This is a genomic window from Pandoraea sp. PE-S2R-1 (assembly GCF_002179865.1).
Taxonomy (GTDB): Bacteria; Pseudomonadota; Gammaproteobacteria; order Burkholderiales; family Burkholderiaceae; genus Pandoraea.
The window spans coordinates 147,621-174,123 of sequence record NZ_NGUR01000005.1 but is presented as its reverse complement, the minus strand read 5'-3'; the positions used below and the strand labels follow the sequence as shown (position 1 = coordinate 174,123).

21 protein-coding genes and 1 pseudogene are annotated in these 26,503 nt (G+C 62.8%); 10 read left to right on the top strand and 12 right to left on the bottom strand.

All coding sequences use genetic code 11. The features are described 5' to 3' along the window. Positions 1-83: 83 nt before the first annotated feature. A pseudogene (locus tag CDV44_RS02015) lies at positions 84-956 on the top strand (LysR family transcriptional regulator); the annotation flags it as partial. A gap of 172 nt (positions 957-1,128) precedes the next feature. Continuing rightward, positions 1,129-2,202: an AI-2E family transporter gene (locus tag CDV44_RS02010; protein ID WP_087686446.1), complete on the top strand. Its 1,074-nt coding sequence runs from the start codon at positions 1,129-1,131 to the stop codon at positions 2,200-2,202. 76 nt (positions 2,203-2,278) lie between these two features. Here the strand turns inward: CDV44_RS02010 and CDV44_RS02005 are convergent, their stop codons facing one another. After that, positions 2,279-3,856, bottom strand: coding sequence for a tetratricopeptide repeat protein (locus tag CDV44_RS02005; protein WP_087686445.1), 1,578 nt, complete (start codon positions 3,854-3,856; stop codon positions 2,279-2,281). Between the two features lie 483 nt (positions 3,857-4,339). On the opposite strand from CDV44_RS02005, the gene CDV44_RS02000 reads away from it, so the two are divergent. After that, positions 4,340-6,079, top strand: coding sequence for an ABC transporter permease subunit (locus CDV44_RS02000; RefSeq protein WP_058376084.1), 1,740 nt, complete (start codon positions 4,340-4,342; stop codon positions 6,077-6,079). A 10-nt stretch (positions 6,080-6,089) separates the two neighbouring features. Then, the gene (locus CDV44_RS01995; protein WP_087686444.1) at positions 6,090-7,406 is read left to right on the top strand and encodes an AAA-associated domain-containing protein; all 1,317 of its coding nucleotides are present in this window, start codon (positions 6,090-6,092) and stop codon (positions 7,404-7,406) included. Between the two features lie 36 nt (positions 7,407-7,442). On the opposite strand, the gene CDV44_RS01990 is transcribed toward CDV44_RS01995, so the two are convergent. Then, the gene (locus CDV44_RS01990) at positions 7,443-8,336 is read right to left on the bottom strand and encodes an outer membrane protein (RefSeq protein WP_087686443.1); all 894 of its coding nucleotides are present in this window, start codon (positions 8,334-8,336) and stop codon (positions 7,443-7,445) included. Positions 8,337-8,803: 467 nt separating this feature from the next. Between CDV44_RS01990 and CDV44_RS27950 the strand changes: the two genes are divergently transcribed. Beyond that, on the top strand, positions 8,804-8,947 hold the full coding sequence (locus CDV44_RS27950) for a hypothetical protein (protein WP_170935827.1): 144 nt from the start codon (positions 8,804-8,806) through the stop codon (positions 8,945-8,947). A 58-nt stretch (positions 8,948-9,005) separates the two neighbouring features. On the opposite strand, the gene CDV44_RS01985 is transcribed toward CDV44_RS27950, so the two are convergent. Further along, positions 9,006-9,980, bottom strand: a complete 975-nt coding sequence (locus CDV44_RS01985; protein ID WP_170935826.1) for an NAD-dependent epimerase/dehydratase family protein — start codon at positions 9,978-9,980, stop codon at positions 9,006-9,008. A 2-nt stretch (positions 9,981-9,982) separates the two neighbouring features. Next, entirely contained in the window at positions 9,983-11,200 is a 1,218-nt protein-coding gene (gene kbl / locus CDV44_RS01980; RefSeq protein ID WP_058376088.1) for a glycine C-acetyltransferase, read from the bottom strand. A gap of 128 nt (positions 11,201-11,328) precedes the next feature. Here kbl and CDV44_RS01975 point away from each other — a divergent pair, with 128 nt between their 5' ends. Together CDV44_RS01975 and CDV44_RS01970 are read left to right on the top strand one after the other, a co-directional pair. Next, a complete protein-coding gene (locus CDV44_RS01975; protein WP_058376089.1) occupies positions 11,329-11,919 on the top strand; it encodes a helix-turn-helix domain-containing protein in 591 nt (196 codons plus the stop codon). Between the two features lie 207 nt (positions 11,920-12,126). After that, positions 12,127-13,749 carry a methyl-accepting chemotaxis protein gene (locus tag CDV44_RS01970; RefSeq protein WP_087686442.1) on the top strand — a complete coding sequence of 541 codons (1,623 nt, stop codon included), beginning with the start codon at positions 12,127-12,129 and terminating at the stop codon, positions 13,747-13,749. 3 nt (positions 13,750-13,752) lie between these two features. On the opposite strand, the gene CDV44_RS01965 is transcribed toward CDV44_RS01970, so the two are convergent. Continuing rightward, positions 13,753-14,436: a TetR/AcrR family transcriptional regulator gene (locus tag CDV44_RS01965; protein ID WP_087686441.1), complete on the bottom strand. Its 684-nt coding sequence runs from the start codon at positions 14,434-14,436 to the stop codon at positions 13,753-13,755. A 243-nt stretch (positions 14,437-14,679) separates the two neighbouring features. Here CDV44_RS01965 and CDV44_RS01960 point away from each other — a divergent pair, with 243 nt between their 5' ends. Both CDV44_RS01960 and CDV44_RS01955 read left to right on the top strand, forming a co-directional pair. Next, positions 14,680-15,966 carry an MFS transporter gene (locus CDV44_RS01960; protein ID WP_087686440.1) on the top strand — a complete coding sequence of 429 codons (1,287 nt, stop codon included), beginning with the start codon at positions 14,680-14,682 and terminating at the stop codon, positions 15,964-15,966. A 68-nt stretch (positions 15,967-16,034) separates the two neighbouring features. Further along, positions 16,035-17,159, top strand: a complete 1,125-nt coding sequence (locus CDV44_RS01955; RefSeq protein WP_087686439.1) for an alkene reductase — start codon at positions 16,035-16,037, stop codon at positions 17,157-17,159. A gap of 74 nt (positions 17,160-17,233) precedes the next feature. Here CDV44_RS01955 and CDV44_RS01950 read toward each other — a convergent pair whose 3' ends face one another. From CDV44_RS01950 to CDV44_RS01930, 5 genes are all read right to left on the bottom strand, one after another. Continuing rightward, a complete protein-coding gene (locus CDV44_RS01950) occupies positions 17,234-18,469 on the bottom strand; it encodes a mechanosensitive ion channel family protein (RefSeq protein WP_087686438.1) in 1,236 nt (411 codons plus the stop codon). Between the two features lie 184 nt (positions 18,470-18,653). Continuing rightward, positions 18,654-19,856, bottom strand: coding sequence for a betaine/proline/choline family ABC transporter ATP-binding protein (locus tag CDV44_RS01945; RefSeq protein WP_087686437.1), 1,203 nt, complete (start codon positions 19,854-19,856; stop codon positions 18,654-18,656). After that, positions 19,853-20,500 carry an ABC transporter permease gene (locus CDV44_RS01940; RefSeq protein WP_058376095.1) on the bottom strand — a complete coding sequence of 216 codons (648 nt, stop codon included), beginning with the start codon at positions 20,498-20,500 and terminating at the stop codon, positions 19,853-19,855. The genes CDV44_RS01945 and CDV44_RS01940 overlap by 4 nt, the downstream gene beginning before the upstream one ends. A gap of 52 nt (positions 20,501-20,552) precedes the next feature. Then, the gene (locus tag CDV44_RS01935; protein ID WP_087686532.1) at positions 20,553-21,455 is read right to left on the bottom strand and encodes a glycine betaine ABC transporter substrate-binding protein; all 903 of its coding nucleotides are present in this window, start codon (positions 21,453-21,455) and stop codon (positions 20,553-20,555) included. Between the two features lie 67 nt (positions 21,456-21,522). Next, positions 21,523-22,257, bottom strand: a complete 735-nt coding sequence (locus CDV44_RS01930) for an ABC transporter permease (RefSeq protein WP_058376096.1) — start codon at positions 22,255-22,257, stop codon at positions 21,523-21,525. A gap of 870 nt (positions 22,258-23,127) precedes the next feature. Between CDV44_RS01930 and CDV44_RS01925 the strand changes: the two genes are divergently transcribed. Further along, complete coding sequence (locus CDV44_RS01925; RefSeq protein ID WP_170935825.1) at positions 23,128-24,495, top strand: diguanylate cyclase; 1,368 nt, start codon at positions 23,128-23,130, stop codon at positions 24,493-24,495. On the opposite strand, the gene CDV44_RS01920 is transcribed toward CDV44_RS01925, so the two are convergent. Next, positions 24,492-24,905 carry a VOC family protein gene (locus CDV44_RS01920; RefSeq protein WP_058376098.1) on the bottom strand — a complete coding sequence of 138 codons (414 nt, stop codon included), beginning with the start codon at positions 24,903-24,905 and terminating at the stop codon, positions 24,492-24,494. The genes CDV44_RS01925 and CDV44_RS01920 overlap by 4 nt on opposite strands. 50 nt (positions 24,906-24,955) lie before the next feature. After that, positions 24,956-26,503: a SpoVR family protein gene (locus CDV44_RS01915; RefSeq protein ID WP_087686435.1), complete on the bottom strand. Its 1,548-nt coding sequence runs from the start codon at positions 26,501-26,503 to the stop codon at positions 24,956-24,958.

Here is a 26,503-nt window from a genome sequence, read left to right as displayed (position 1 = left end):
GTCAGCATCATCGTCGAACTCATGTTTCGCAAAAACCAGCTATATACTTCACCTTAGTTCGGTTTTTTCGAAGTTGCCGCTTTATGTTGAACTACCGTCATCTTTACTATTTCTGGGTCGTCGTCAAGGAGGGAGGCTTCGCAAGGGCGGCCGAGCGCCTCGACATGGCCGTGCAGACGATCAGCGCCCAGGTTCGCGAGCTGGAAAAGTCGCTGGGCCACCAGTTGCTCAAGCCGCTCGGGCGCGGCGTGACCATGACCGAACCCGGCCAAGCCGCATTCCGGCGCGCGGAAGAAATCTTCCGGCTCGGACAGTCGATTCCTGACGAAGTCCGCGAAGCCGCCAGCGGTCGCGTCGCACGTCTGGCGGTCGGTCTCTCGGACGGGATTTCGAAACTCGCCGCCCACGCTCTGCTCGCGCCGGTGCTCACTACCCCCTCGCTGCGGCTTGTCTGCCATGAAGGCGAGCACGAACAACTGCTCGCCGAACTCGCCCTGCACAAGCTCGATCTCGTACTCGCCAGCCAGCCCGCCCCCTACAACCCCACACTGCGGCTCGCGAGCGAACGCCTTATCGAATCCCCCGTCGACTGGTACGGCCCCGCGTCGCTCGTGCGTAACGCCTCACGCGAACACTTTCCGCAGTGCCTCACCGAACTCCCCGTCCTGATGCCGACCGGACATTCGGCCCTGCGGGCGCGCCTCGACCAATGGTTCGAAGCCCAAGCCATACGTCCGAACATCATCGGCGAATTCGAAGACAGCGCGTTGATGGCGGTCTTCGCCACGCGCGGCATGGGCGTCTTTCCGCTGAGCGAAGCCGGCGCGGGCGACGTGTCGGTACTGCGCGGCCTGCGTTGGCTCGGACGGCCGCAAGGCGTGCACGAAGAAATTCACGCGATTCGCTCGCGGCGCGGCGAAGGTCATCCGCTCGTCCACCAGATCATGCAGGAAGCGGCCGCGCTCGCGGCGACACCATCCGAGTCTGATATAACGACACGTAAGCCGCCGACCGCACCGACGCCGACGACAACGACAACGGTTACGTCAGCTACGGCGAGTGCCACGCGTACGACGCGTGACACCTCCGCCGAGCCGTTGACACCCCCAGCCGCTTCGAGGAAATCTCATGTCAAGCCGTAGCGAGCAGCGCAAGTTCTTCCATCTCCTGCTGTTCGCCGTGACGATCGCCTTCGTGTGGATTCTGTTTCCGCTGTTCGGCGCCGTCTTCTGGGGAACGATTCTGGCCGTGCTGTTCCAGCCGATTCAGCGCCGCATCGAGCTTCGTATGCGGGGACGCAAGAATCTGGCCGCCCTCGTCACCCTGTCACTGATCCTGATCATCGTGATCCTGCCGCTCACGCTGATCGTCGGCATGCTCACGCAGGAAATCGGCACGGCCATCGTGCGCTTTCGCACCGACCTGCCGCAACTCACCATCGCGTTTCAGGGGCTGCTCGACCGCCTGCCCCTGAGCGTGCACCGGATCATGGATCTGGCCGGGATACAGGACGTCACCGCCATGCAACTGAAACTCGGCGACGGTGCCGCGCAGATCGGCCGCTTCGTGGCCGTCTACCTGCTGAGCATCGGCCAGAACACGGCGCAATTGCTCGTCAGCTTCGGCGTGATGCTCTATCTGCTGTTCTTCCTGCTACGTGACGGGATCGTTCTGGGCGTGATCATCCGCCGCGCCATTCCGCTCGACGAGCGTCACAAGACGCAGTTGCTCAAGCAGTTCACGACGGTCGTGCGTGCCACGGTGAAGGGCAACATCGCCGTGGCCGTAGCACAGGGCGTGCTCGGCGGCTTCATCTTCGCGGTGTTGGGAATTCAGGGGTACGTGCTGGCCGCCGTGGTGATGGCGTTTCTGTCACTGCTGCCGGCCGTGGGCGCGGCCTTCGTGTGGGTGCCCGTGGGCGTGTGGCTTTTTCTCTCGGGCGATATCTGGCGCGGGGTCATCCTCTTCGCCTTCTGCGGCACCATCGTCAGTCTGGTCGACAACGTGCTGCGCCCGATCCTCGTGGGCAAAGACACCAAGCTGCCCGACTGGGTGGTACTGATCTCCACGCTCGGCGGCATGTCGCTCATCGGGCTGACCGGGTTCGTGATCGGCCCGCTCATCGCCGCCCTCTTCATCGCGTGCTGGAACATCTATACGCGTATGCGCGACGAAGAGGTCGATCAAAGCGATATCGGCTGACCCGGGCGGCCGTCAAGGCGGCCTGCCCGAGTGGCCGGTTGAGTGGATCGATGGCCGAATGCGGCCATCGTTGAGCTCAACCCGCGACCGACTCCGCCTTCGCGTTCGTCGCGATGGCATCCAGATCCGCACTCACCTGCGCCATCACCGCATCCCAGTCGCCGCGCTGCGGCTGGCGATAAAGCGCTGCCGACGGGTACCACTCGCTGTCGCGCCGCGTCAGTTGCCAGCGCCAGTCAGGCGTGTGGTTGAGCAACACCCACACCGGTTTGCCAAGCGCCCCTGCCACGTGTGCCACGGCGGTGTCCGCCGTAATCACCGCGTCCATCTGCGCAATGACGGCCGCCGTCTCGGCAAAATCGCTGAGCTTCGCGCCGATGTCGCGCACGTTGGCGTGCGTGGCCAGTTGCGCGCGCTCTTCGTCGGTCGCGTCCACTTGCAAGGAAAAGAACTTTGCGCCAGTGGCGAACACCGGCTTCCAGCGATCGAGGCCGACATCGCGATTCGGCGGGAACGGACGCGGGCGCCAGGCAAAGCCCACGCGCACTTCGCCCGCCGGTTTCGCCCCGAGCATCGAGCGCCAGATCATTTCGCGCGCCGCACTTGAGCGCACATAAGGCATGTGCCCACTGCTCACGTCACCGCCGACGCCGAGCAAATACGGCAGGCTGAGCAACGGCATCTGCCAGTCGAACGACGGCACCGGCATATGCTCGCCCAGCACCGTCACGCCACGCGCAAAACCGCCCAGCAGCGTGACGAGCGGCGCCTGCACGCAGAGCATCACCTGCGCGCCCAGTTCCACCAGCCGGGGCACGAAGCGCACGAACTGAAGCGTGTCGCCAAAACCCTGTTCGCTATAAACAAAGACTTTCTTGCCCGCCAGCGGCGCACGGCCGTCCCACAGCCGATCGGGGAAGCGGCGCGTTTGCCCGCCATCGAGCCAACGCCATTCATAGTCACGCCAGCCATGCTCGAAGTCGCCGAGCAACAGATTCGTCTGCGCACGATTGGTACGGGCGCCCGCGTGTTCCGGCGACGATTTCACGGCTTGGGTGAAGCACTGCAAGGCGTCTTGGAAAGCGTGCCGCTCGCGCAGCGCCACGCCGAGATTGACCAGCGGGTCGGGCTGCTGCGGCGCAATGGCGTTGGCGAGCCGGTAGGCATCGATTTCTTCGTCGTAGCGGCCCAGTGCACCCAGCGCACGGCCACGGTTGAAGTGGGCTTGCCACAGCGCAGGGGCCTTGGCGGCGGTGCGCTCGAACCAGGTCAGCGCACGCGCGTTATCGCCCGCCTGCGCCCAGGTCATGCCGATCGTGTGCATCGCACCGATGACATCGGGAGACTGCTGCACGGCCGACTCGAACAGCGCGTCGGCACGCATGGGCCGGCCCGCCTGCAAACTGGCCATCGCCGCGTCGAAAGTGACTTGCGCCCCAGCCTGCGGCACCAGCGCCAGCATCCGGTCGAACGCATCGGCCGCCGCGTCGAACGCGTTCATCCGCAGCGAAACATAGGCGAGCCCTTCAAGGCCGGGCAGGAACTCCGGCGCCTGTTTGAGCAACTGGCGCAGTTCAGCAATCGCTTCGCCCAGCCGGCCAGCGGCACTCAGTTGTCGTGCGCGCTCGCAACGCGCATCCATTGGCGTCGTCATGCGGCGCTTCCTTACTGTTCTTGAAATTGGGGGCGGGTCGGCCAGGCGGTCCTTTGTACATGGCGTACATCGAGTACCGGCGGCCCGAACAAGCGGTGCACACTACACCACCGCACGGCACGAAGCAAGCCGCGGGGATTCGGCCTTCCAAGTGACGCAAAGTTCACATCCGGGAGCAACGTAAATGTGACAATTTTTGCGGCCTGCACCCGAGATATCTAAACTGTCTTACCCTTCGAAACCGTAACTGCGGCAGTGCAGCATAAAAACCACAGTCGGCAAATGGTGATCGCCGTTTGCCAGCCCGATGCGGTCGCTTTAACATCATTTTGCGGGTCAATCTGGTAGCATCCGCTGCCGTCCATGTGTACGTGCGCGATCGCTGGCAATTTTGCGGGCAACCAACCCGCTGCGATCCCTGCCACGACGCATGCCGACGCCGAGTCCGTTGTTCGTCCGACCCCTCAAAATCACGAGGTCCTGATGCCGCGCGTAGCCCGACCGTTCATTCCCGCCACCGCGCGACGCCTGCTGCCCAATCGCTGGGATTTCATTGCCTTCCCGATCATCATCGGTTTTCTGATGGTCAGTTCTTCAGGCATTCGCCAGACTTGGGCACCGCTGGCCGATCTGCAAACCGAAGTCATCTCGCTTGATCCGTCCAATCTGCCCGAGTACGCGCTACGCACCACGCTGCGCATGCTCGCCGCGATGGTCGCCTCGCTGATCTTCACGCTGATCTACGGCACGCTCGCCGCCAAGAGCCGTCGCGCCGAGAAGCTGCTCGTACCGATGCTCGACATCCTCCAGTCGGTGCCGGTGCTGGGCTACATCTCGTTCACGGTGACGTTCTTCCTCGCGCTCTTCCCCGGGCGCGTGCTGGGCGCCGAGTGCGCCGCGATATTCGCGATCTTCACGAGTCAGGCGTGGAACATGACGTTCTCGTTCTACCAGTCGATGCGAACCCAGCCACGCGATCTCGCCGAAGTCTCGGTGAACCTGCGGCTCTCGCCGTGGCAGCGCTTCTGGAAGCTCGACGTGCCCTACTCGATGCCCGGCCTCATCTGGAACATGATGATGAGCATGTCGGGCGGCTGGTTCTTCGTGGTCGCGTCCGAAGCTATCACCGTGGGCGACAAGACGGTCACGCTGCCGGGCATCGGTGCCTATCTGGCCACCGCCATCCTCCAGCGCGATCTGCACGCCGTGGGCTGGGTGATTCTCGCCATGACGGTTGTCATCCTGATTTACGACCAGTTCCTGTTCCGCCCGATGGTCGCCTGGTCGGACAAATTCCGTCTGGAAGACACGGTCTCGCAGGCCGCCCCCGAGTCGTGGGTGCTGAACATGATTCAACGCACCCGTGCGATTCAGTACCTGCTGCGCCCGTTCGGCAAGCTGCTGCGCACGATTGCCCGCGCGCGCATGCCGATCTCGCTGCCGGCGGCCATCCATTCCGAGTCGAATTCGCCGCTGTCTCGCGTCATTGACTGGATCTGGGCAGCGTTGCTGGTCGTGCTCAGCGTGTTCGCCGCGTGGAAGATCGTCGCCTTCGTACTGGCTGAAGTCGGCTTTTCCGAAATCCTGCGGGTGTTCGGTCTGGGCCTGATTACGCTGGTGCGTGTGATGGTGCTGATCGCTGTGGCGTCGGTCGTGTGGGTGCCGCTGGGCGTGCTGATCGGCCTGCGCCCCAAGCTCGCCGAACGGATTCAGCCGCTCGCCCAGTTCCTCGCGGCCTTCCCGGCGAACCTGCTGTTCCCGATCTTCGTGGTGGCAATCGTGCATTTCCACGCCAACCCCGACATCTGGCTCTCGCCGTTGATCGTGCTCGGCACGCAGTGGTACATCCTGTTCAACGTGATTGCCGGCGCGACCACCTTCCCGAACGATTTCAAGGAAGCCGCTACCAACTTCCGCATTCGCGGCTGGCAATGGTGGCGTCAGATCATGCTGCCGGGCATCTTCCCGTACTACGTGACGGGCGCGATTACCGCCTCGGGCGGCGCATGGAACGCGTCGATCGTCTCGGAATACGTGCAGTGGGGCGACGACAAGCTCGCCGCGCACGGTCTGGGCGCCTACATCGCGCAAACCACGGCGGCCGGCGACTATCCGCGCATTCTGCTGGGCATCGCCGTGATGGCGCTGTTCGTCGTACTGTTCAACCGCTTGCTGTGGCGTCCGATGTACGCCATCGCCGAAAACAAGCTTCGCCTGAATTGAAGGGACCGTGATGCCGAACGATACCCAACCGACCGTCGGAAAAGAGATCTTCTCGCTCGCCAATGTCAGCCGCGGCTTCCGCAAGGGCAGCGACGAGCGTCAGGTGCTCGATGGCGTGAACCTGCAACTGCATGAAGGCGAAATCGTCGGCATGCTCGGCCGCTCGGGCTCGGGCAAGTCGACGCTGCTGCGCATCATCGCCGGCCTGATCCAGCCCAGCTCGGGCGACATCCGCTACCTCGGCGAGCCGCTCGAAGGGCCGCCCGAAGGCGTGGCGATGGTGTTCCAGACCTTCGCGCTGTTCCCGTGGCTGACCGTGCTGCAAAACGTGGAAGCCGGTCTCGAAGCCCTCGGCGTCGAACCGAAAGAGCGCCGCAAGCGGGCGCTTGCCGCGATCGACCTGATTGGTCTGGACGGCTTCGAGAACGCCTATCCGCGCGAACTCTCGGGCGGCATGCGCCAACGCGTGGGCTTCGCGCGTGCGCTGGTGGTCAACCCCACGCTGCTGCTCATGGACGAGCCGTTCTCCGCGCTCGACGTGCTGACCGCCGAGACGCTGCGTACCGACCTGCTCGACCTGTGGAGCCAGCGCCAGCTGCCGATCAAGTCGATCCTGATCGTCACGCACAACATTGAAGAAGCCGTGTTCATGTGCGACCGCATTCTGGTGCTGTCGTCGAACCCGGGGCGCGTGGTGGCCGAGATCAAGGTGCCGTTCCCGCACCGTCGTAACCGTCTCGACCCGGCCTTCCGCAAGATGGTCGACGATATCTACGCGCTGATGACCTCGCGCCGTAACGCGCACACCACGCAGAAGATTCCGCTGGAGCTGTCGAGCCCGCTGCACGAAGTGTCGACCAACCTGATGGCCGGTCTGCTCGAAGCGCTGGCCGGCCCGCCCTACAACGGCCGCGCCGACTTGCCGGATATCGCGCAGACGCTGCTGCTCGAAGTCGACGATCTGTTCCCGGTGGCGGAAATTCTCGACCAGTTGGGCTTTGCCGAACTCAAGGAAGGCGACCTGCTGCTGACGGCGGCCGGCAAGCGTTTTGTGGACGTGAGCACGCAGGAGCGCAAGGTGCTGTTCGCCGAGCATCTGCTGCGTCACGTGCCGCTCGCCGCGAAGATTCGTGCCGTGTTGCAGGAGCGTCGCGGCGGGCGGGCGCCACGTGTGCGTTTCGAACAGGAACTGGAAGATTCGATGTCGGACGATCTCGCCCAGGAAACGCTCGATACGGCCATCAACTGGGGCCGCTACGCCGAGATCTTCTCGTACAACGACCACACCGAGACGTTCAGTCTCGAGGACGTGGAAGGCGCGACCTGAGCGTAAGGGTAAGGGTAAGGGTAAGGGGTCGCGGTTTCAGAACGCGTACCCCACGCCGATCATCCATGTCTGGTTGATCGTCTTCGAATCGGGTTCGTAGGCGTTCACGCCCGGCGAGACCTGCGTCACGTCGGAGCGGCCGTACTGGAAGCGCGACCACTCGTAGGTGGTGTTCACGTGGAAATTGCGCGTCACCGCGTAGTCCAGACCGAAGCCCGCCACGACCACCGGCTTGCTGCCCAGCGTGAACGTGTTCTGCGAGCCGGCCAGCGTCATTGAAGCACCGAGGATGGCACCGGCGCGTACATCGGCCGTTGCCACCAGTTTCGAGGTGACTTCGAGCTGGCCCATCAGACCGCCGCCCACCACATGGTGCCGATAACGCTCGTAGAAACCGTACGGGTCGCGGCTGCTGTCTCGAATCCAATCGCGATAGCTGTAGCTCACGTACGGGACGACTTGCGCGTGCCACGTGCCGAGCATGAACGGCAGCGCCTTGCCCGCCTTGAGCGTGACGTCGGTCGCGGTGGAGCGCGTACTCATCTGGTAGTTCGGCAGCACCACGCGGCCCGTCGGGTCCTGCAAATAGCCGCCGTAATCCGTGGTGCCGTGGGCAACGCGCACCTGACCACTGAAGTACAGATTGGAAATCCCGAACAGCTGATGCTGTGTGGACGCACCGAGCCCGAACGCGGCAGTGGTGCCTCGCTCGGAATCGCTTTTGCCCGCGCCGATGTTTTCCCAGTAGTGCAGTTGCTGCACCCCGCCGTCGAGCCAGACCTGATTGTTGGCGCGCAGCATGGCTTCCTGCGCATGGACGTTGCTCGCCATCAAAGTCGCGGCAACCAGTGCAATGGCGGTGGCCGCGTGACATGCAGCGGCGGCTCCGCGTTGGCCGCAATCGATGGTGCGGCGCGTCTTCGGCGTCATGGCACGGCCCTCCCCAGGCGTGAACTCAACGACGACTCGGCAATGGCCGTCAGCGCGGCCACCGTTTTCAGGCATTGTTTCAGCGCGTGACGTGGTGCGCAAGCGGGCAACCGTGGATTTTTTGTGGTCTTCGAGATTCAAAAATCTCGCGATTCGAGAGACCTATGCGCACTTGCCCCGGCCAACACATGGGCGGCCTTGATGGGCGAGCGTGAGGGCTGCGCAAGTGTGGAGGGAAGAGGAGGCTGGGCGATCCCGAGGATGGCGTCGAAACGCATGGGACGGCGGCCTGACCGTGTCAAAAAGGCCACACCTATCAGTGTAGATACTGATTAGCGGTCGTTTTTGTGCGGTCGCATAATCAGTCAAGGATCTGCCTGTCACGCGCCGGGGGGCGCTGCGACAAGCCTTCGCGCAGATCCCATCCGCGGCAAAGACCGTGTGTCAGAAGACCCGAGATACGCACTATGAGCTACTACCATTCGAAAGAAGAAGGCCGGGGACGCGCCATCACCTTCACCTCTGGCTATCGCTGGCGCCGTCGCGGCATGGCCGTCACCTTCGCGGTCATCGCTGCATTGGTCTACTACGCGGTACATCACCCGAAGTAAGACTCCGAAGCACGGCCACGTCAAGCAGGACGCGGCCGCTTCTTCCCTCTCGTGCCCTTCAGGCGGCGTTTCCCAAGGCCGGCGCATGCCAGTCGAGGGGAACGTTCGCGAGCATGTCGTCGACCATTGCATCCAGACCGAACGCCGGCTGCCAGCCCCAGTCATAGCGGGCATGCGTGTCGTCGAGCGTATGCGGCCACGTCTCGGCAATCGCCTGCCGGAAGTCCGGCGCGTACTTCACCGTGAAGCCCGGCACACGACGCTCGATCGCCGCGGCCAGCGTCGCCGGATCGAAGCTCACCCCCGCCACGTTATAGGACGAGCGCACACGCAGACGCGAGGGGTCGGCGTTCATCAGTTCGAGCGTGGCGCGCACGGCGTCAGGCATGTAGATCATGGGCAGCGTGGCGTCTTCCTTCAGGAAGCACGTGTACGTCTCGCCACGGCGCGCCGACTGGAAGATATCGATCGCGTAGTCGGTCGTGCCGCCGCCCGGGGGCGTCTTGTAGCTAATGACGCCCGGATAGCGCAGGCTGCGCACGTCCACGCCGAACTTCGCGTGGTAGTACTCGCACAGCCGCTCACCCGCCTGCTTGCTGATGCCGTACATGGTGGTCGGGTCCATGATCGCGAGCTGCGGCGTTTCAACGGCCGGCGTGTGCGGGCCGAACGCGGCAATCGACGACGGCCAGAACACGCGCAAGCCCTTGCGCGACTGGTGCTCGCGGGCCAGTTCCAGCACGTTGAGCAGCCCGTTCATGTTGAGCGTCCACGCCTGCAACGGACGGGTTTCGCCCGTGGCCGACAGCAGCGCCGCCAGATGGAATATCTGGGTGATGCCGAAGCGCTCCACGAGGGCGGCCAGACGCGCCGCATCGAGCACGTCGAGGGTCTCGTAATGCACCGGATGGCGCGACGGCCCCGGTGCGATATCTGTCGCCACGACATTCTCTTTGCCGTACTGCGCTGCCAGGGCTTCGACGAGTTCGCTGCCGATCTGCCCGTTGGCGCCGATGATGAGGATCCGTTCCATGTTCAACCTTGCTTGAGAATGCCGAGTTCGTTACCGGCCTGCGCAAAGGCGGCCAGCGCGCGCGTGAGTTGTTCACGCGTGTGGGCCGCCGAGAGTTGCACGCGCACGCGCGCCTGCCCCTGCGGCACCACCGGATAGAAGAAGCCCGTGGCGATCACGCCCAGTTCGTACAGGCGTTGCGCGAAGCTTTGCGCCAGCGTGGCGTCGAACAGCATCACCGGCACGATCGGGTGCGTGCCCGGCTTGATCGTGAAACCCAGCGCAGCCACTTCGTGGCGGAAGAACGCCGTGTTCTCATGCAACTGCTCACGGCGTGCCGACGAGTGTTCGAGTTCGTCGAAAACCGCCAGCGACGTACCGACGATGGCCGGCGCCAGACTGTTCGAGAAGAGATACGGACGCGAGCGCTGACGCAGCGTCTCGATGACTTCGCGGCGCCCGGCCGTGAAGCCGCCCATCGCGCCGCCCAGCGCCTTGCCCAGCGTGCCCGTGATGATGTCGATCTTGCCGATCACACCATGATGTTCGTGCGTGCCGCGCCCGGTCGCGCCCATGAAACCGGTCGCATGACACTCGTCGATCATGATCAGCGCGCCATACTGTTCGGCCAGCGCGACGATGCGGTCGAGCTGCGCAATCGTGCCGTCCATGGAGAACACGCCGTCGGTGACGATGATGCGGTGACGGGCCCCGGCAGCGGCCTGCAACTGGCGCTCCAGGTCTTCCATGTCGTTGTGGGCGAAGCGCAGACGTTGCGCCTTGCACAGCCGCACGCCGTCGATGATCGAGGCGTGGTTCAGCGCGTCGGAGATGATGGCGTCCTGCTCGTCGAACAGCGGCTCGAACACACCACCGTTGGCGTCGAACGCGGCGGCATACAGGATGGCGTCTTCCGTGCCGAGATAGGCGGCGATGCGTGCCTCAAGTTCCTTGTGCGGGCCTTGCGTGCCGCAGATGAAGCGCACCGACGACAGGCCGAAGCCGAAGTCTTCGAGCGCCTTCTGGCCGGCCTTGACCAGCGATTCGCTGCCCGAGAGGCCGAGATAGTTGTTGGCACACAGATTGATGCGGGTCACCCCGTCGTCGCACATGACCTCCGGCCCCTGCCGCGACATGAGCACGCGTTCCTGCTTGAAAAGGCCTTGGCGGCGCGTGTCTTCGAGTCGTTCGGTCAGTTGCTGATAGAAGCCCTCGCGGGCTTCCGGGGTTTGTGCGGTCATCGTGTGCATCTCCTCGGTCGTTCGGCCGGTGCGCTCTGCTACCATGCAGGCATTCACCTTAGCGGAAACTATACTTTATATTGAACTAGTTTCAATATATTGAAAAATTCTAATATCCCGGAAAGAATATGGCAAGCACCCCCGCAACGCCCGCGACCGTGCCGACGGCACCGCCGCCGGTCGGCGACATGATTCAGCAACTGCGCAAAGAACGCGGCATGACGTTGGAAACCCTCTCGCGCGCCTCGGGCGTCTCGAAGTCGATGCTCTCGCAGATCGAGCGCGACAAGGCCAATCCGACCATCGCCGTGGCCTGGCGGCTGTCCAACGCACTGGGCGTGCGGCTCGATCAGCTACTCGGCGCGCCTGCTGGCGACCCGGAACCGGTACGGGTGATCGGCAAGCACGAAATTCCCACGCTGGCCGGTGCGGAGCATGCCTATCAGTTGAAGATCCTGGGCCCGATGGAGCTGGCCGGGAAATACGAGTGGTATGAGCTCACGCTCCAGCCGGGTTCCGCGCTCGTCTCCGACCCGCATGACCCCGGCACCCGCGAGCACTTCACGGTGTTCGACGGGCAGGTGGACATCGAAGTCGAAACGTTCGTGCGCCGCGCCAAGCCCGGCGAGACGGCCCGCTACCCCGCGGACCGCGCCCATGCGATCCGCAACGCGGGCAAGTCCGTGGCGCGCGGGCTGCTCGTGGTGATTCACGGTTAAGCCCTTCCCCCCTAAGCCGCTTCCGCTCAAGTCCGCCGCCAGACTGCCGTTACCACACGTTCGGTCGGTGCCTTCATCAGGGGCACTGATAACCAATACACAACCGGACCGCCCGGACGTCTCCGCCTTGTGAGACGTCAAGGGCAGCCGCCGCCAGCGCAAGCACTTAGCAAGCACCTAAGCGGAACGAGTGGGGATGACGAAGTAATGCAGCGATTGAGTTTGAATGCGAAGTTGTGGTCGGCCGTCGGGTTGATGTGGGTCAGTCTGCTGGTCATGGCCGTGTGGGGCGCCTGGGCCCAGCGCAATACGATGCTCACCGAGCGTCGCGCGGGGCTCACTCACGTGGTCGATTCGGGCCTCAGTCTCGTGAAGCACTACGCCGAGCGCGCCGAACGCGGCGAAATGACCGTCCCCGACGCACAGAAACTCGCCCGCGAGCAGATCGGTGCGATCCGTTACGACGGCGACAACTATTTCGGTATCCTGAACTCGCAGCGGGTGATCGTGCTGAACTCGGTCAATCCGAAGCTCGAAGGCAAGGATATGAGCCAGTTCCGCGACCCGTCGGGCAAGCTCATGTTCTCGGACATCGTCGCCGCTGCGCGCACCGACAATCCCTTCGTGACCTATCTCTGGCCCAAGCCGGGCTCGGACAAACCCGTCGAGAAGATCAGCCGCGTGGGGGCCTACACCCCGTGGGACTGGTATCTGACGACCGGCGTCTACGTCGATGACATCAACGCCGCCTTTGTCGGCGCGCTGCTGCGCTGGGGCGCCATTCTGGCCGTCATCGGTCTGGCAGTTTCCGCCGTCATGCTGCTCATCATCCGCAACGTGCGCGACAGTCTGGGCGGCGAACCGGAATACGCGGCCGACATCGCCTCGCGCATCGCCGATGGCGATCTGCTCACGCAAGTGAAGCTGCGTCAGGGCGATCGCGACAGCCTGCTTTACGCGATGCAACGCATGCAGGGAAATCTGCAACAGATGATCGGGCGGATTCGCAGCGGCACCGGTGCCATTACGACGGCCGCGCGCGAGATCGCCGAAGGCAATACAGATCTGTCGGCGCGTACCGAGCAGCAGGCGGCGGCACTGGAAGAGACGGCATCGTCGATGGAGCAACTGACTTCGACCGTTCGCCAGAACGCCGACAACGCACGTCAGGCCAGCCAGCTCGCCGAGAGCGCCTCGTCCATTGCCGTGCGCGGCGGACAAGTGGTCGATCAGGTGGTGGCGACGATGGAAGGTATTTCGTCGAGTTCGAACAAGGTCGTCGACATCATCAGCGTGATCGACGGCATTGCGTTCCAGACGAATATTCTGGCGTTGAACGCCGCCGTGGAAGCTGCGCGGGCCGGTGAACAGGGCCGGGGCTTTGCCGTCGTGGCAGGCGAAGTGCGTACGCTAGCCCAGCGCAGCGCCGCCGCAGCGAAGGAAATCAAGGAACTGATCGAAGCGTCGAACGGCCGAGTGCAGGACGGTTCGGTGCTCGTCGCGCAAGCCGGACAGACGATGCACGACGTGGTGCAGGCCGTGCGCCGCGTGACCGACATCATGGGCGAGATTTCCGCCGCATCGAGCGAACAGAGTCACGGCATCGAACAAGTCAGCCGGGCAGTCACGCAGATGGATGAAGTGACGCAGCAGAACGCCGCGTTGGTGGAGCAAGCCGCCGCCGCAGCCGCTTCGATGGAAGATCAGGCCCATCAACTCGATGCCGCCGTAGCCGCCTTCCGGATGGCCACCGGACAGCACGTCGAGATGTCGTCAGGCCCGCTGAGAACGCAAACGGCGTCGGTGGCGATGCAGCGTCTGGCGGCCTGAGGATCAGGCAGGTGCAGCCACTTCCAATAGCGCCGCGTCGATGATCTGCCCTGCCACCGTGGGCAACACCCGCAACGGGGCCGACCCCGGGCCGAACGTCTGGCTCGCGGCGTAGGCCCCTTCGAGCACCAGCGACAGCGCATCGACCAACGGGGCCGGTTCCTGCAATCCGGCCGCCGTTGCCAGCTCGGTGAAGCGACGCACCACTTCCGCCTTGTAGTTCACCACCGACTTGCGGGCCGGGTGTTCCGGGTCCGGAAATTCAGCGGCCACGTTCACGAACGGGCATCCGCGGTAGCCGGGATGGCTCGCACGTTCCGCCAAATCCACGAAGATCTGAAGCAACTGCTTGCCCGGCTCGCCCGGTCGACGGGCAATGCTCTCGTCGATGCGCTGAAGACTGCACGTCTGCATTTCATCCAGATACGCCAGAATCAACTCGTCCTTCGACGCGAACTGGCGATACAGGCACATCTTGTTGACGCCCGCACGCTTGACGACGGCGTCCACCCCCACAGCCCGCACGCCCTCCGTGTGGAACAACTCCACGGCGGCATTGAGCAGATACTGCTGCGCCAACGGTGCCGGCGTCACATGACGCCCGCCTTTAACCGTGCTGCGACCCGTTGCGGGGGAGCCTTCCGCGCGGGTGGCTTGCGTGGGGTCCCGGGCTATCGTTTTGGCCATTCTCTGGCGCTCCTGATTCTATGATTTGTGACGGAAGACATGCGGCGCCTCGGCAGTGCGCTGGCGGGCCGCTGAAAGCCCCTGCCGTCACAAAGGAATGCTTGACATGTTACCGATCGGTTCATAACATGGCAACCTCATGTTACCGAGCTGTCACAAACCGTTTTCCCGATAGACAGCATCGTGACAGGCAACGTTCCCGAAATCGTGACGCGGTCCCCCGGAACCGCAAGGATTCCCGCCATGAAGGCAGCCATTGCAAGACGCATCAACGGCCATTTCCACTACGGGTGGATCGTCGTGGGCGTGATTTTCCTCGTCCTGCTCGCCTCCGCGGGCATTCGCGCCACGCCCAGCGTGATGATGGTGCCGCTGGAGCACGATTTCGGCTGGAGCCGCGCCACGGTGTCGCTGGCGATTTCCGTGAACCTTGCGCTGTATGGCCTGACCGGACCGTTTGCGGCGGCGGCGATGCAGCGTTTCGGCATTCGTCCGACGGTCATGGTCGCCTTGTTGCTGTTGTCTTCGGGCACTGCCCTCTCCTCGTTGATGACCGCCCCGTGGCAGATGATCCTGATCTGGGGCGTGATGGTCGGTGGCGGTACCGGTGTCGCAGCGGTGACGCTCGCGGCGACCGTCTCGAATCGCTGGTTCCATACGCACCGTGGCCTTGCCATGGGCATTCTCACGGCCAGTTCGGCGACGGGCCAGATGGTCTTCCTGCCGATGATGGCCGCCATCACCGAGCGTTACGGCTGGCGTCCGGTCGTGCTGATCGTCGCGGTCGTTGCTGCGCTCGTGCTGCCGCTGGTCGCATTGCTGGTGCCTGAGCGTCCGGGCTCGGTCGGTCTGCGCCCGGTGGGCGCGCCGGAGGACGCCCCCGACGTGCAACTCGCCCAAGGCAACCCGCTGAAGCACGCGCTGTCGGTACTGCGCATGGCAGCCGGCAAGCGCGACTTCTGGCTGCTCTTCTTCAGCTTCTTCATCTGCGGCGCCAGCACCAACGGTTATATCGGCACGCACTTCATCGCGATGTGTGGCGACTATGGCATCTCGGAGGTCAAGGGCGCCGGTATTCTCGCCGCGATGGGCGTGCTCGACCTCGTGGGCACGACGCTCTCCGGCTGGCTGTCTGACCGCTACAACAGCCGTGTGCTGCTGTTCTGGTACTACGGGCTGCGTGGTCTGTCGCTGATCTATCTGCCCCATGCGTTCGGCTTGGACTTCTTCGGCCTGCCGCTGTTTGCCCTGTTCTACGGCCTCGACTGGATTGCCACGGTGCCGCCGACGGTGCGCCTGACCACCGACGTGTTCGGCAAGACCATGGCGCCGATCGTCTTCGGCTGGATCGTGGCGGGGCACCAACTCGGTGCAGCGACGGCGGCACTGGTCGCGGGCTCGCTTCGGGCCACGCTGGGCAACTACACGATGGCGTCGATGCTCTCGGGCGGCGTGTGCATCATTGGCGCCTTCATGGTGCTGCGTATTGCGCGCCGGGCACCGACGAGTGCGAGCCCTGCAAGCGCTTAAAAATTGCCTTAACCTGTGCAGGTTTTTGTGCAGCACAGCAACCCCCAACTTTCACAGGACCTTCAGCAATGACGGACTCCCAAGCTACCCAACTCTCGTCTCTCGACACGGACCTTTTCTCGCCGTACCGGCTGGGCCCGCTCGAACTGAGCAACCGCGTCGTGATGGCGCCGCTGACCCGCAGCCGCGCCGGTGCCGGCGACGTGCCGGGCCCGCTGGTCGCCGAGTATTACGCACAACGCGCATCGGCCGGGCTGATCATCAGCGAAGCCACCAATATCTCGCAGCAAGGCAAGGGCTATGCGTTCACGCCGGGCATCTACACGGACGAGCAAGTCACCGGCTGGAAGCAGGTAACCGACGCCCTGCACGCCAAGGGCGGCAAGATTTTCTGCCAGCTCTGGCACGTGGGCCGTATCTCGCACCCGTCGCTGCAACCGGACGGCGCACTGCCGGTCGCGCCTTCGGCCATTCAGCCGGCCGGCAAGGCCTTCACCGAACATGGGTTCGAACCGCACCCGACGCCGCGTGCGCTTGAGACGTCCGAGATTCCGGGCATCGTCGAGCAATACCGTCATGCGGCAGAGTGCGCCAAGCGCGCCGGTTTCGACGGGGTGGAAATCCACGCCGCGAACGGGTATCTGCTCGACCAATTCATGCGCGACAAGACGAACCATCGTACAGACCAGTACGGTGGCAGCATCGAGAACCGTGTGCGTCTGACGCTGGAAGTCACGCAGGCCGTCGTCGATGTGTGGGGCGGCGATCGCGTCGGCATTCGTCTCTCGCCGATCAGCCCGGCCAACGATTGCGGCGACAGCAATCCAGAACCGGTGTTCACCTATGCCGTGGAACAGTTGAACCGTTTCGGTCTCGTGTATCTGCACGTGGTCGAAGGGGCAACGGGTGGCCCGCGCGAAGTGCCGGACGGCTTCGATTTGCAGAAGCTGCGTCGCTTGTTCAACGGCACCTACATGGCCAACAACGGCTATGACCTCGCACTGGCGATCGAGGCACGCAAGGACAACCTCGCGGATCTGATCGCCTTCGGCAAACCGTTCATCTCGAACCCGGATCTGGTGGAACGCCTCAAGCGCGGCGGCCCGTTCAACCCGCTCGACCGCGACACGCTTTACGGCGGCGACGCCCGTGGTTATGTGGACTATCCGACATTGGATGCGGCGGTGGCGTAAGCTCGCCACGCATCATTCAGAGTGAAAGAAAGGGCTCCCTCGGGAGCCCTTCTGCTATCTGCCATCTACGCCAGTCAAGCCGCCTGCTGCTGCCAGCGCAGCAAATCGGCACCGGCCGGGTTCTGGTACATGCGCAGGCCGAACTCGGGCAGGATCGCCAGCAGGTGGTCGAACACGTCACCCTGCACGCGCTCGTATTCGGCCCACACGATGGTGTTCGTGAAGCAGTACAGCTCGACGGGAATGCCCGTGGCCGACGGCTCCAGCGAGCGCACCATGCACGTCATGTTCTCGTGAATATTCGGATGCGACTTCAGATACGCCAGCGCATACGCGCGGAACGTGCCGATGTTCGTCAGCCGGCGCGTATTCGCCAGCACACCCGCCGCATTGCCCAACGCGGCATTCGCCTCGGCAATCGTGCGCTGCTTCTCCGAGAGATACGGCGCCAGCAGATGCACCTTCGACAAGCGCTCGATTTCGCTCTCGTCCAAAAAGCCCACGCTGCCCGCATCGATGCACAACGTGCGCTTGATGCGTCGCCCGCCCGCCTGCTGCATGCCGCGCCAGTTCCGGAAGCTCTCCGAGATCATCCGCCACGTCGGAATCGTCGTGATCGTCTTGTCCCAGTTCTGCACTTTCACCGTGTGCAACGCGATATCCACCACGTCGCCATCGGCGCCAACCTGAGGCATCTCGATCCAGTCGCCCACGCGCAGCATGTCGTTGGAGGTGAGCTGCACGCTCGCCACGAACGACATGATCGTGTCCTTGAACACCAGCAACAGCACCGCCGACATCGCCCCCAGCCCCGAGAGCAGCAACCACGGCGATCGATCGATGATGGTCGCCACGATGGCAATGGCCGCGACCACGTACAGTGCAATCTTGCCTAACTGCACGTAACCCTTGATCGAGCGCGTGCGCGCATGCTCCGACGTCGCATAGACGGCCTGCGAAGCATTCAGCATGCCCGCGATGGCGAGCGTCGCGTAGAGCAAGGTCGTCGCCAGCGCCACATTGGCAATCACGATCGCAAGCTTCGGCGGCACATCAGGGACCAGCTCGATGCCGAACTGAATCACCAGATACGGCAGAATGTGCGCCGCGCGCTGGAAGACCCGATGGCTCAGCAAGGCGTCGTCCCAACGGTTGGCCGTGCGTTGCACGACCATGCGCGCCACACGCACGATCACGAACGTCGCCACCGCCTGCACCAGCAACGCCGCCGCGACCAAGATCGCCAGCCCGCCGACCATGTGCGCCCACTGCGCGTTTTCCAGCCACTTCAACATCGAATCCCACGTCATCCTGCAACTCCTTGACTACGATTTGCCTGCCTGCTGCTTGTTGTCTGTCGTCGACATCGCCACGTTGACGCATTGTCCACGCGCGAACGACAGATGCGACAGATGCAAAAATGACGGCCCAACTGGACCGTCATTTCCTTACGCCACATCTCGGCAGATCCTCTTGCCCGGACGGCGCACTGCCTTAAATCTGCGCCCCGAACGGCACACTCGCCACCACGCTCGGCGAACCGGGCAGCGACGGGGCGGAAATCGTACCACCGCCGCTACTGCCGCGCGATTTGCCGGAACTCAGATAGTCGGCAATCGAGTCCTGCGTGACTTCGCCCAGATACTGATTGTCGTCGCCAAGCACCGGCAGCGATGCCAGATTGTGTTCATACATGCGTGACAGCAGCACACGCAGATTGTCGTTGGCCACCGCCGACGCCTTGAAGTCGCGCACCCGCTCGCCGCACGTTCCCTGTGCATGACGGGTGTCGCGACGTGCAATGTAGCCCAGCGCCTTCGCGTTCTCGTCGACGACAACCAGCGAACGCGTGTCCAGCTCGTCCATCATGCCGTAGGCCTCCGCGAGCGTGGTCTGCGGCTTGACGGTCGGCTGCGGCGTCGCGGCATCTTCCGCACGCACCAGCAGCAGGCGCTTCAGAATACGGTCGTGACCGACAAAGCTCGCCACGAACTCGTCGACCGGGCGCGCCAGCAGCGCATCCGGTTGTGCGTACTGCACCAGACGCCCCTGCCGGAAGATCGCAATGCGGTCGGCCAGCTTGATGGCTTCGTCGATATCGTGACTCACCATGATGACGGTCTTGCCCAGCTGACGCTGCATCTGGAAGAACTCGTTCTGAATCGACTCGCGATTGATCGGATCGACGGCGCCGAACGGCTCGTCCATGAGCAGCACGGGCGGGTCGGCCGCCAACGCGCGAATCACGCCGATACGCTGCTGCTGCCCGCCGGACAACTCGCGCGGGTAACGCGACAGATAGTGCTTCGGGTCGAGGGCCACCATCGCCATCAGTTCGGTCGCACGTTCGCGGCAGCGCTTCTTGTCCCAACCCAGCAGACGCGGCACCACCGTGATGTTCTCTTCGATGGTCATGTTCGGGAACAGACCGATCTGCTGAATCACGTAGCCGATGTGGCGGCGTAATTCGATTTCGTTGATCTTGCCGGTATCTTCGCCGTTGAGCAGAATGCGGCCCGACGTGGGCTTGATCAAACGGTTGATCATCTTGAGCGTGGTGGTCTTGCCGCAACCCGAAGGGCCCAGGAAGACGCAGATTTCGCCCGGCGGCACTTCGAGACTGACCGAGTTCACGGCGTTCACGCGCGTGCCGTCTTTCTGAACGAAGCTTTTGGTGAGATTGTCGAGTGTAATCATGCGGTTCGAATTCCTTTTGGTGTCAGCACTCGCTGGAGGCGGTGCAACAGGGTGTCGGCAACGATGGCGAGCAAGCTCACCAGGACCGCACCCACGACAAGTTGCCGGGTATCGCTCTGGCTGATCCCCTGGGTGATCAACACCCCGAGACCGCCGGCGCCGACGATGGCACCAATGGCCATCACGCCAATATTCATCACAACAGCCGTGCGTACGCCGCCCAGCACCACCGGCACAGCCAGCGGCAACTCCACCAGACGCAAGCGCTGCCAGAACGTCATGCCGATGCCGATGCCCGCTTCGCGGATGCTCGGATCGATCTGTTGCAGCGCCAGACACGTGTTGCGCATGATCGGCAACAACGAATAGAGAAAGACGGCGGCCACGGCCGGCGCCGGTCCGATACCGATGCCGTAGACCGACAGCAGCGGAATCATCAGGCCGAACAGCGCGATCGACGGGATCGTGAGCACGACCGTCGCCAACCCGAGCACGACGCCCGACAGCCAGCGAAAACGCGTGACCAGCACGCCCAGCGGCACGCCGACCACGATGGCCGCACCCACGGATGCGGCCACCAGCCATGCATGCTGGACCGTGAGGTTCAGGATGCGGTGCCAGTTGTGAGTCAAAAATTCAATCATTGGAGTTCCTCGATCTGTGACGTCAGCGGCGGAGCCATCTGAGGCAACGGCCTCACTGCACCAGCCCTTCCTGCGTGAGGAATTCGCGCGCCACGCGAGCCACGCCCTTGTGCTCGATGTCGACCCTGGCGTTCATCTCGCGCATGTTCTCGTCGTTGATCTTCGCGGCCAACACGTTGAGTTCATCGGCCAGCTTCGGATTCGCATCGAGCACTTCCTTGCGAACCACCGGCGTCGCGGCATACGCGGGGAAGAAGCCCTTGTCGTCGGTGAGCACCTTCAGGTCGAAACCCTTGTTGCGGCCGTCGCTCGTGTAGACCAGACCGCTGTCGATCTGCTCGTTCTTGAGCGCCGTGTAGACGAGGCCCGGGTCCATCTGCTTGATGTTCTCGCGCTCGAGATGGAAGTCGTAGAGCTGTTCCATCGGCTCGAGACCATCGGAGCGGCCGACGAATTCCATGTCGAAAGCGAACTGCATCTTCGGATTCGTCTTGAATCGTTCGATCAGTTGCGAGACGGTTTCGATGCCGGCTTCGCGAGCGATCTTGCCCGGCATGGCGAAGGCGTAGGTGTTGTTGAGCGTCGACGGGTTCAGCCAGACGATGCCGATCTTGCCGTCGAGTTCTTTCACTCGCTCGTAGGTCTGCGCGGGGTCGAGCTTCTCGGTGACCTTGTTGTAGACGATCAGCGACGTGCCGGTGTATTCCCAGACGACGTCGAGCTGATTGCTCTCCATGCCCTGGCGCATCACCACGCTGCCGAGACCGTTCTTGAGTTCGACGTCGTAGCCTTTGCTTTTCAGGTACTGCGCCGTCATCTCGGAGAGAATCAGTTGCTCGGTGAAGTTCTTGCCGCCGATGGTGAGCGTGGCGGCTTGCGCTACGCCACTCACCGCGATGGCCGTCAGCGCCAAGCCGGCAACGGCGAGCTTGCGTGTCCGGCGCGCGAAGTGCATGAAGCGCGGCAGCTTGCCGAATCGTGTTCGGGAGAAAATGGATTTCACGTGTGGGGTCTCCTTTGTCTTAGCGCGTGGCCGCGCCGTGACGTGCAAACCAGAGGCCGCTCGCGAAGGCGACAATGCCGTCGAGCACAAGCGCAAGCAGCGCGGTGCCGGCAGCGCCGAGCAACAACTTCGTCTGGTCGTTCAAATAGATGCCCGGGAAAATCAATTGCCCCAGGCTGTCCGCGCCGATCAGGAAGGCGAGCGGCGCCGTTCCGACATTGATCGCGAGCGAGGTGCGAATGCCGCCGATGATGACCGGCATGGCGTTGGGCAGGTCCACGCGAAACAGAACTTGCGCGGGCGTCATGCCCATGCCGCGTGCTGATTCACGCAACGCAGCGGGTACCTGGCGCAGGCCTTCGTAGGCGTTGCGCACAATCGGCAGCAGCGATGCGAGCCACAGGGCCAGAATGGCCGGGCGATCGCCGATACCAAGCACTGCCATCGATAGCGCCAGCACGGCGAGCGACGGCAGCGTGTTGCCGATGTTGAAGATCTGCACGGCGCGCTCCGCATGTTTCGCGAATATCGGCCGCGAGATCAACACGCCCGCAGGCACGCCGACGGCAATGGCCATCGCCATCGATATGGCCACGAGCTTCAAGTGCTGTTGGGTGTAATACACCAGGTCTCCCCGGTATTTGACGAGCGCATCCACGCCCAGCCAATACACCAGACCGGCGACTGCGGCGGCAACACCAAGCAGTCCGAAACCGGCCAGATAGAGAATGCGATACTGCTTCGCCACGTTCATGCTCCCTTTGAATGGGTTGGCAGCGCTGGCGCGAGGCAATAGCAATCGCCCCGCGTGACAACGCGGTCAAACAAGCATGACAACTGATAGCTGCCTTGCGAATTGTGAGGTGTTCGATCCGAAGGTCTGAGAAAGACAACGGTGACGAACCAGGCGTCGCGATATGCGACATGAGAGACGAGCTTTCGACGCCGTGGGCGCCTGGGCCTCTCGATACACGCTTATTGAAAGCGCGCGAATGTTTTACTGCACAAGCTCATTGCGTGATGGTACGGATCGCCGGCGCAACGAGGAACACCGGCAACGCTTATGTTTCTATTGGCCAGTCAGAGCGATTGGCCTTTTTTATTCTAGTACAGATAGTGCGTCGATGCCAACCCATGAGACACCTTCTGCCATGAATCGGCCGCAATTTCGCATAATCTGCCGCGATATTTCCCATATATATCGGATGCCGAATTAATTGCACACGCTGTAATCCCCCGCCATCTCTGGGTTCTCGCGCGGTCAATGGGAGATGTCCCATTTTTTACGAATCATGCGTTTCGCAGAGCGGTTCAGTGTGCCGCGTTTAATTATTTTCCTGACTTAGTAGTGATCCCTCTAAACGCTTTTTTCGACTCCCTGAAACTCGCCTGTTCATGCGGGTCTGCGCGAATTTAGAGGGGGGTCATGGAAACGGATGCCAACCCCTGGAAACTCGTGTATTCTCCGAGGTTTATCTTAGTTTTCAACCATTTAGCGCTAAATCGGGGAAACGCGACGGCAACGCGAGGCTATGACTTTGCGGCCAGTCACGAGTGCGAAGGTTGGACGGTAAAAGAGCGATCGTGCGCGAGGCACGAGGGCGTTGATTGGCAAATAAGAACTATGAAAAGCACCATCAGCCGTACCGAACAGGGCAACCGCGTTGCTGCGACGACGATTCTCGTCGCGTGTGCCGCGCTCACCCTCGCGGGGTTTCTCACACGCGCCTTCGAAGGCGCGGTGAACCCGCTGCTCACCTTCTTCCTGGTCTCTGCCGGGGGCATCCTCAATTTATCGACGGCGTGTCTGCTCGGCGTGCAGTATCTCTACAACGGCAAGCGCTACTTCGCCCAGTTCGGCTGTGCGTTTTTGCTGCGCGGCCTGTTCATGTTCACGCAAGGGGTGTTGCTGGCGAACCAGCTCGCCGGCATCTCCACACACATCACGCGCGCCCCCTTCTGGCTTTGGCTGGTGGCCGAAGCGAGCTTCGCCGCATACGTGATGATCAGCGTGCGCAGTTATTCGCGCACGCGCAGCGACCCGCACACACGCCCCGGCTATCGCGATGCGGCGCGCCACGGCGCGACGGTGCTGATCATCTGGTTGACGGTATCGCTCTCGGTGGTCGGCGCGGCCCGCACGCTCGTCACGCCAAAGTTTGCCGGAGGCATCGACATCGAGACGATGGCACTGGGGGCACTCTTCGTCGCCTACGTCGCGTTGTGGTGGCGTATTGCGGCGGTCACGCGGCTCTCGCACAAGTTGTTCCTGCTGGTGTGGGTGGTCGTCACCATCTCGCTGTGCCAGTTGCTGCTCGCGCTTACCGCGCCGAGCGAAGCGTCGTATCAGTGGTACGCGGCCCGCCTGCTGGCGTTGGCATCTCCGGGCGTGGCGACACTCGCGCTCGTGTGGGAAATCACACGCCAGTATCAGTCGCTGGCGCTCACGAATACCGATCTCGTCGAGAAGGTGTTCATCGATCCGCTCACGCATATCTATAACCGGCGCTATTTCGACAATCGCATCCGCATCGTCGCGGATCGCGTCCAGCAATACAACACGCCGCTGTCGGTGCTGATCATCGACATCGATCTGTTCAAGCAGGTCAACGACCGCTATGGGCACCCGTTCGGCGACACCGTGCTGCAACGAATCGCCAACACGATTCAGCACTGCATCCGCCTGCCGAGCGATTTTGTCGTGCGTCTGGGTGGGGAAGAGTTTGCCGTGGTGCTGCCGGAGATCGATCAGCACGCCGCGTTGCGCGTCGCCGACCGCATTCGCGAATCGGTCAAGCGCGCCAGCACGGACCTGCTGCCCGCCAAGGCCCGTGAAGACGGCGAGGCGATCACCATCAGCGTGGGCATCGCCTCGTGGCATCCGGGCGAACCGTTGGTCATCAGTGCGATGCTGGAGCGCGCCGACAAGGCGCTGTATCAGGCCAAGCACAAGGGCCGCGATCAGAGCGTGCTGGGACAGTTGGCCGCCTAACGTCGCGTTGGCGGCCCTTTAAGCTCTACGACATTCCCATCGGGATCGGTGAGATAGCACGACGGCCCTTCGCCGTGCGCACCGTACCGCTGCACGACTTCCCCAAGCGTCACGCCATGCGAGGCCAGTCCCTGACGGATGGCCTCATCGTCGAACGGTTCGACACGCAGACAGAAGTGATCGAGATTGTGCCCCTCGGCCCCCGGCGCTTCACCGCCCTGCCGGCCGATCGTGCCAGCCACGTCGACCAGATCGATCAACGCGTCGCCCGCGCGCAACTGCACAAGCCCGATATCGGCCTGCACCTTCTCGAGCGTGCAGCCCAGCACGTCCACATAGAAGTGCTGTAGCCGCGCCACATCCACGGTGCGCAGCACCACGTGATCGAGTGCGACGAACGGAATCTTCATCGGGCCGCCGCTACCGAACTCTTCGCACTCATGCGCCGCTCATCCGGCACTCACGCTGCGCTCAGCGAATAACGCCGGCGCTTTTCGACCTTGGTCTCGTGGGTCATCTCGCTGCGGCCGTCTTCGAACACGGTCTCCAGTCGCACCGTAAATCCCCACAGACGTGCCACGTGCTTGAGCACCTCTTCGAAACCTTCGTCTAGCGGCTTGCGGTCACTTTGCACATGCCGCAGCGTGAGCGAGCGGTCGCCGTGCAAATCGACATGCGAGACCTGAATATTCGGTTCCAGCGTGCTGAGGTTGTACTGCTGCGCGAGCATCTCGCGAATCTCGCGATAGCCGTTGTCGTTGTGAATGGCCGTCACGCGCAGGCGGCTATCCCGATCATCGTCGAGCACGGAGAAGAGCTTCAGATCGCGAATGACCTTCGGTGAGAGGAACTGCTGGATGAAGCTCTCGTCCTTGAAGTTGCGCATTGCGAAGTCGAGCGTCTTGATCCAGTCGCTGCCGGCAATATCCGGCGCCCACAGACGATCCTCTTCTGTCGGCGCTTCACACATGCGCCGGATGTCCTGAAACATCGCGAAACCCAGCGCATACGGATTGAGCCCGCTGTAGTACGGGCTGTCGAACGATGGCTGATAGACCACGTTCGTGTGCGCGTGCAGAAACTCCATCATGAACGCGTCGTTGACGAGTTTCTCTTTGTAGAGCTGCTGGAGAATCGTGTAATGCCAGAACGTCGCCCAGCCTTCGTTCATCACCTTGGTCTGGCGCTGCGGATAGAAATACTGCGCGAGTTTGCGCACGATGCGCACGATCTCCCGTTGCCACGGCGCGAGCTTCGGCGCGTTCTTCTCGAAGAAGTACAGGAGGTTCTCCTGCGGCTCGCCCGGGAAGGCCGGCTCATCCGAGTCGGTCGGGTCGAGCCCGTCGTCTTCGTCGTCATCGTGCAGCACGTGATTGGGCAACGTGCGCCACAGATCGTTGATCTGCAATTGCAGGTAGTTCTCGCGCTCTTTCTGGCGGGCCTGTTCCTGCGCGAGCGACAGGCGCTTGGGCCGCTTGTAGCGATCCACGCCGTAATTCATCAGCGCATGGCACGAGTCGAGCAGCAGTTCAACCGACTGCTCGCCGTAGCGTTGCTCGCACTCGCTGATGTAATTGCGCGCAAACAGCAGGTAATCGACGATGGCGTCGGCGTTTGTCCACGTACGGAACAGATAGTTGCCTTTGAAGAACGAGTTATGACCGTAGCTGGCGTGCGCAATGGTGAGCGCCTGCATGGTCATGCTGTTCTCTTCCATCAGATACGCGATACAGGGGCTCGAGTTGATGACGATCTCGTACGCGAGACCCATCTGGCCGCGCTTGTAGCCGCGCTCGGACGACAGGAAGTGCTTGCCGTACGACCAGTGGTGATACCCGATGGGCAACCCCACGGTGGCGTAAGCGTCGAGCATCTGCTCGGCGGTGATGATCTCGATCTGGTTCGGATACGTGTCGAGCTTGAAGTTCGCGGCGATGCGCGCGATCTCATGCTCGTAACGTTGAATCAGCTCGAAGGTCCATTCCGATCCGGTCGATATGTAGGCCAT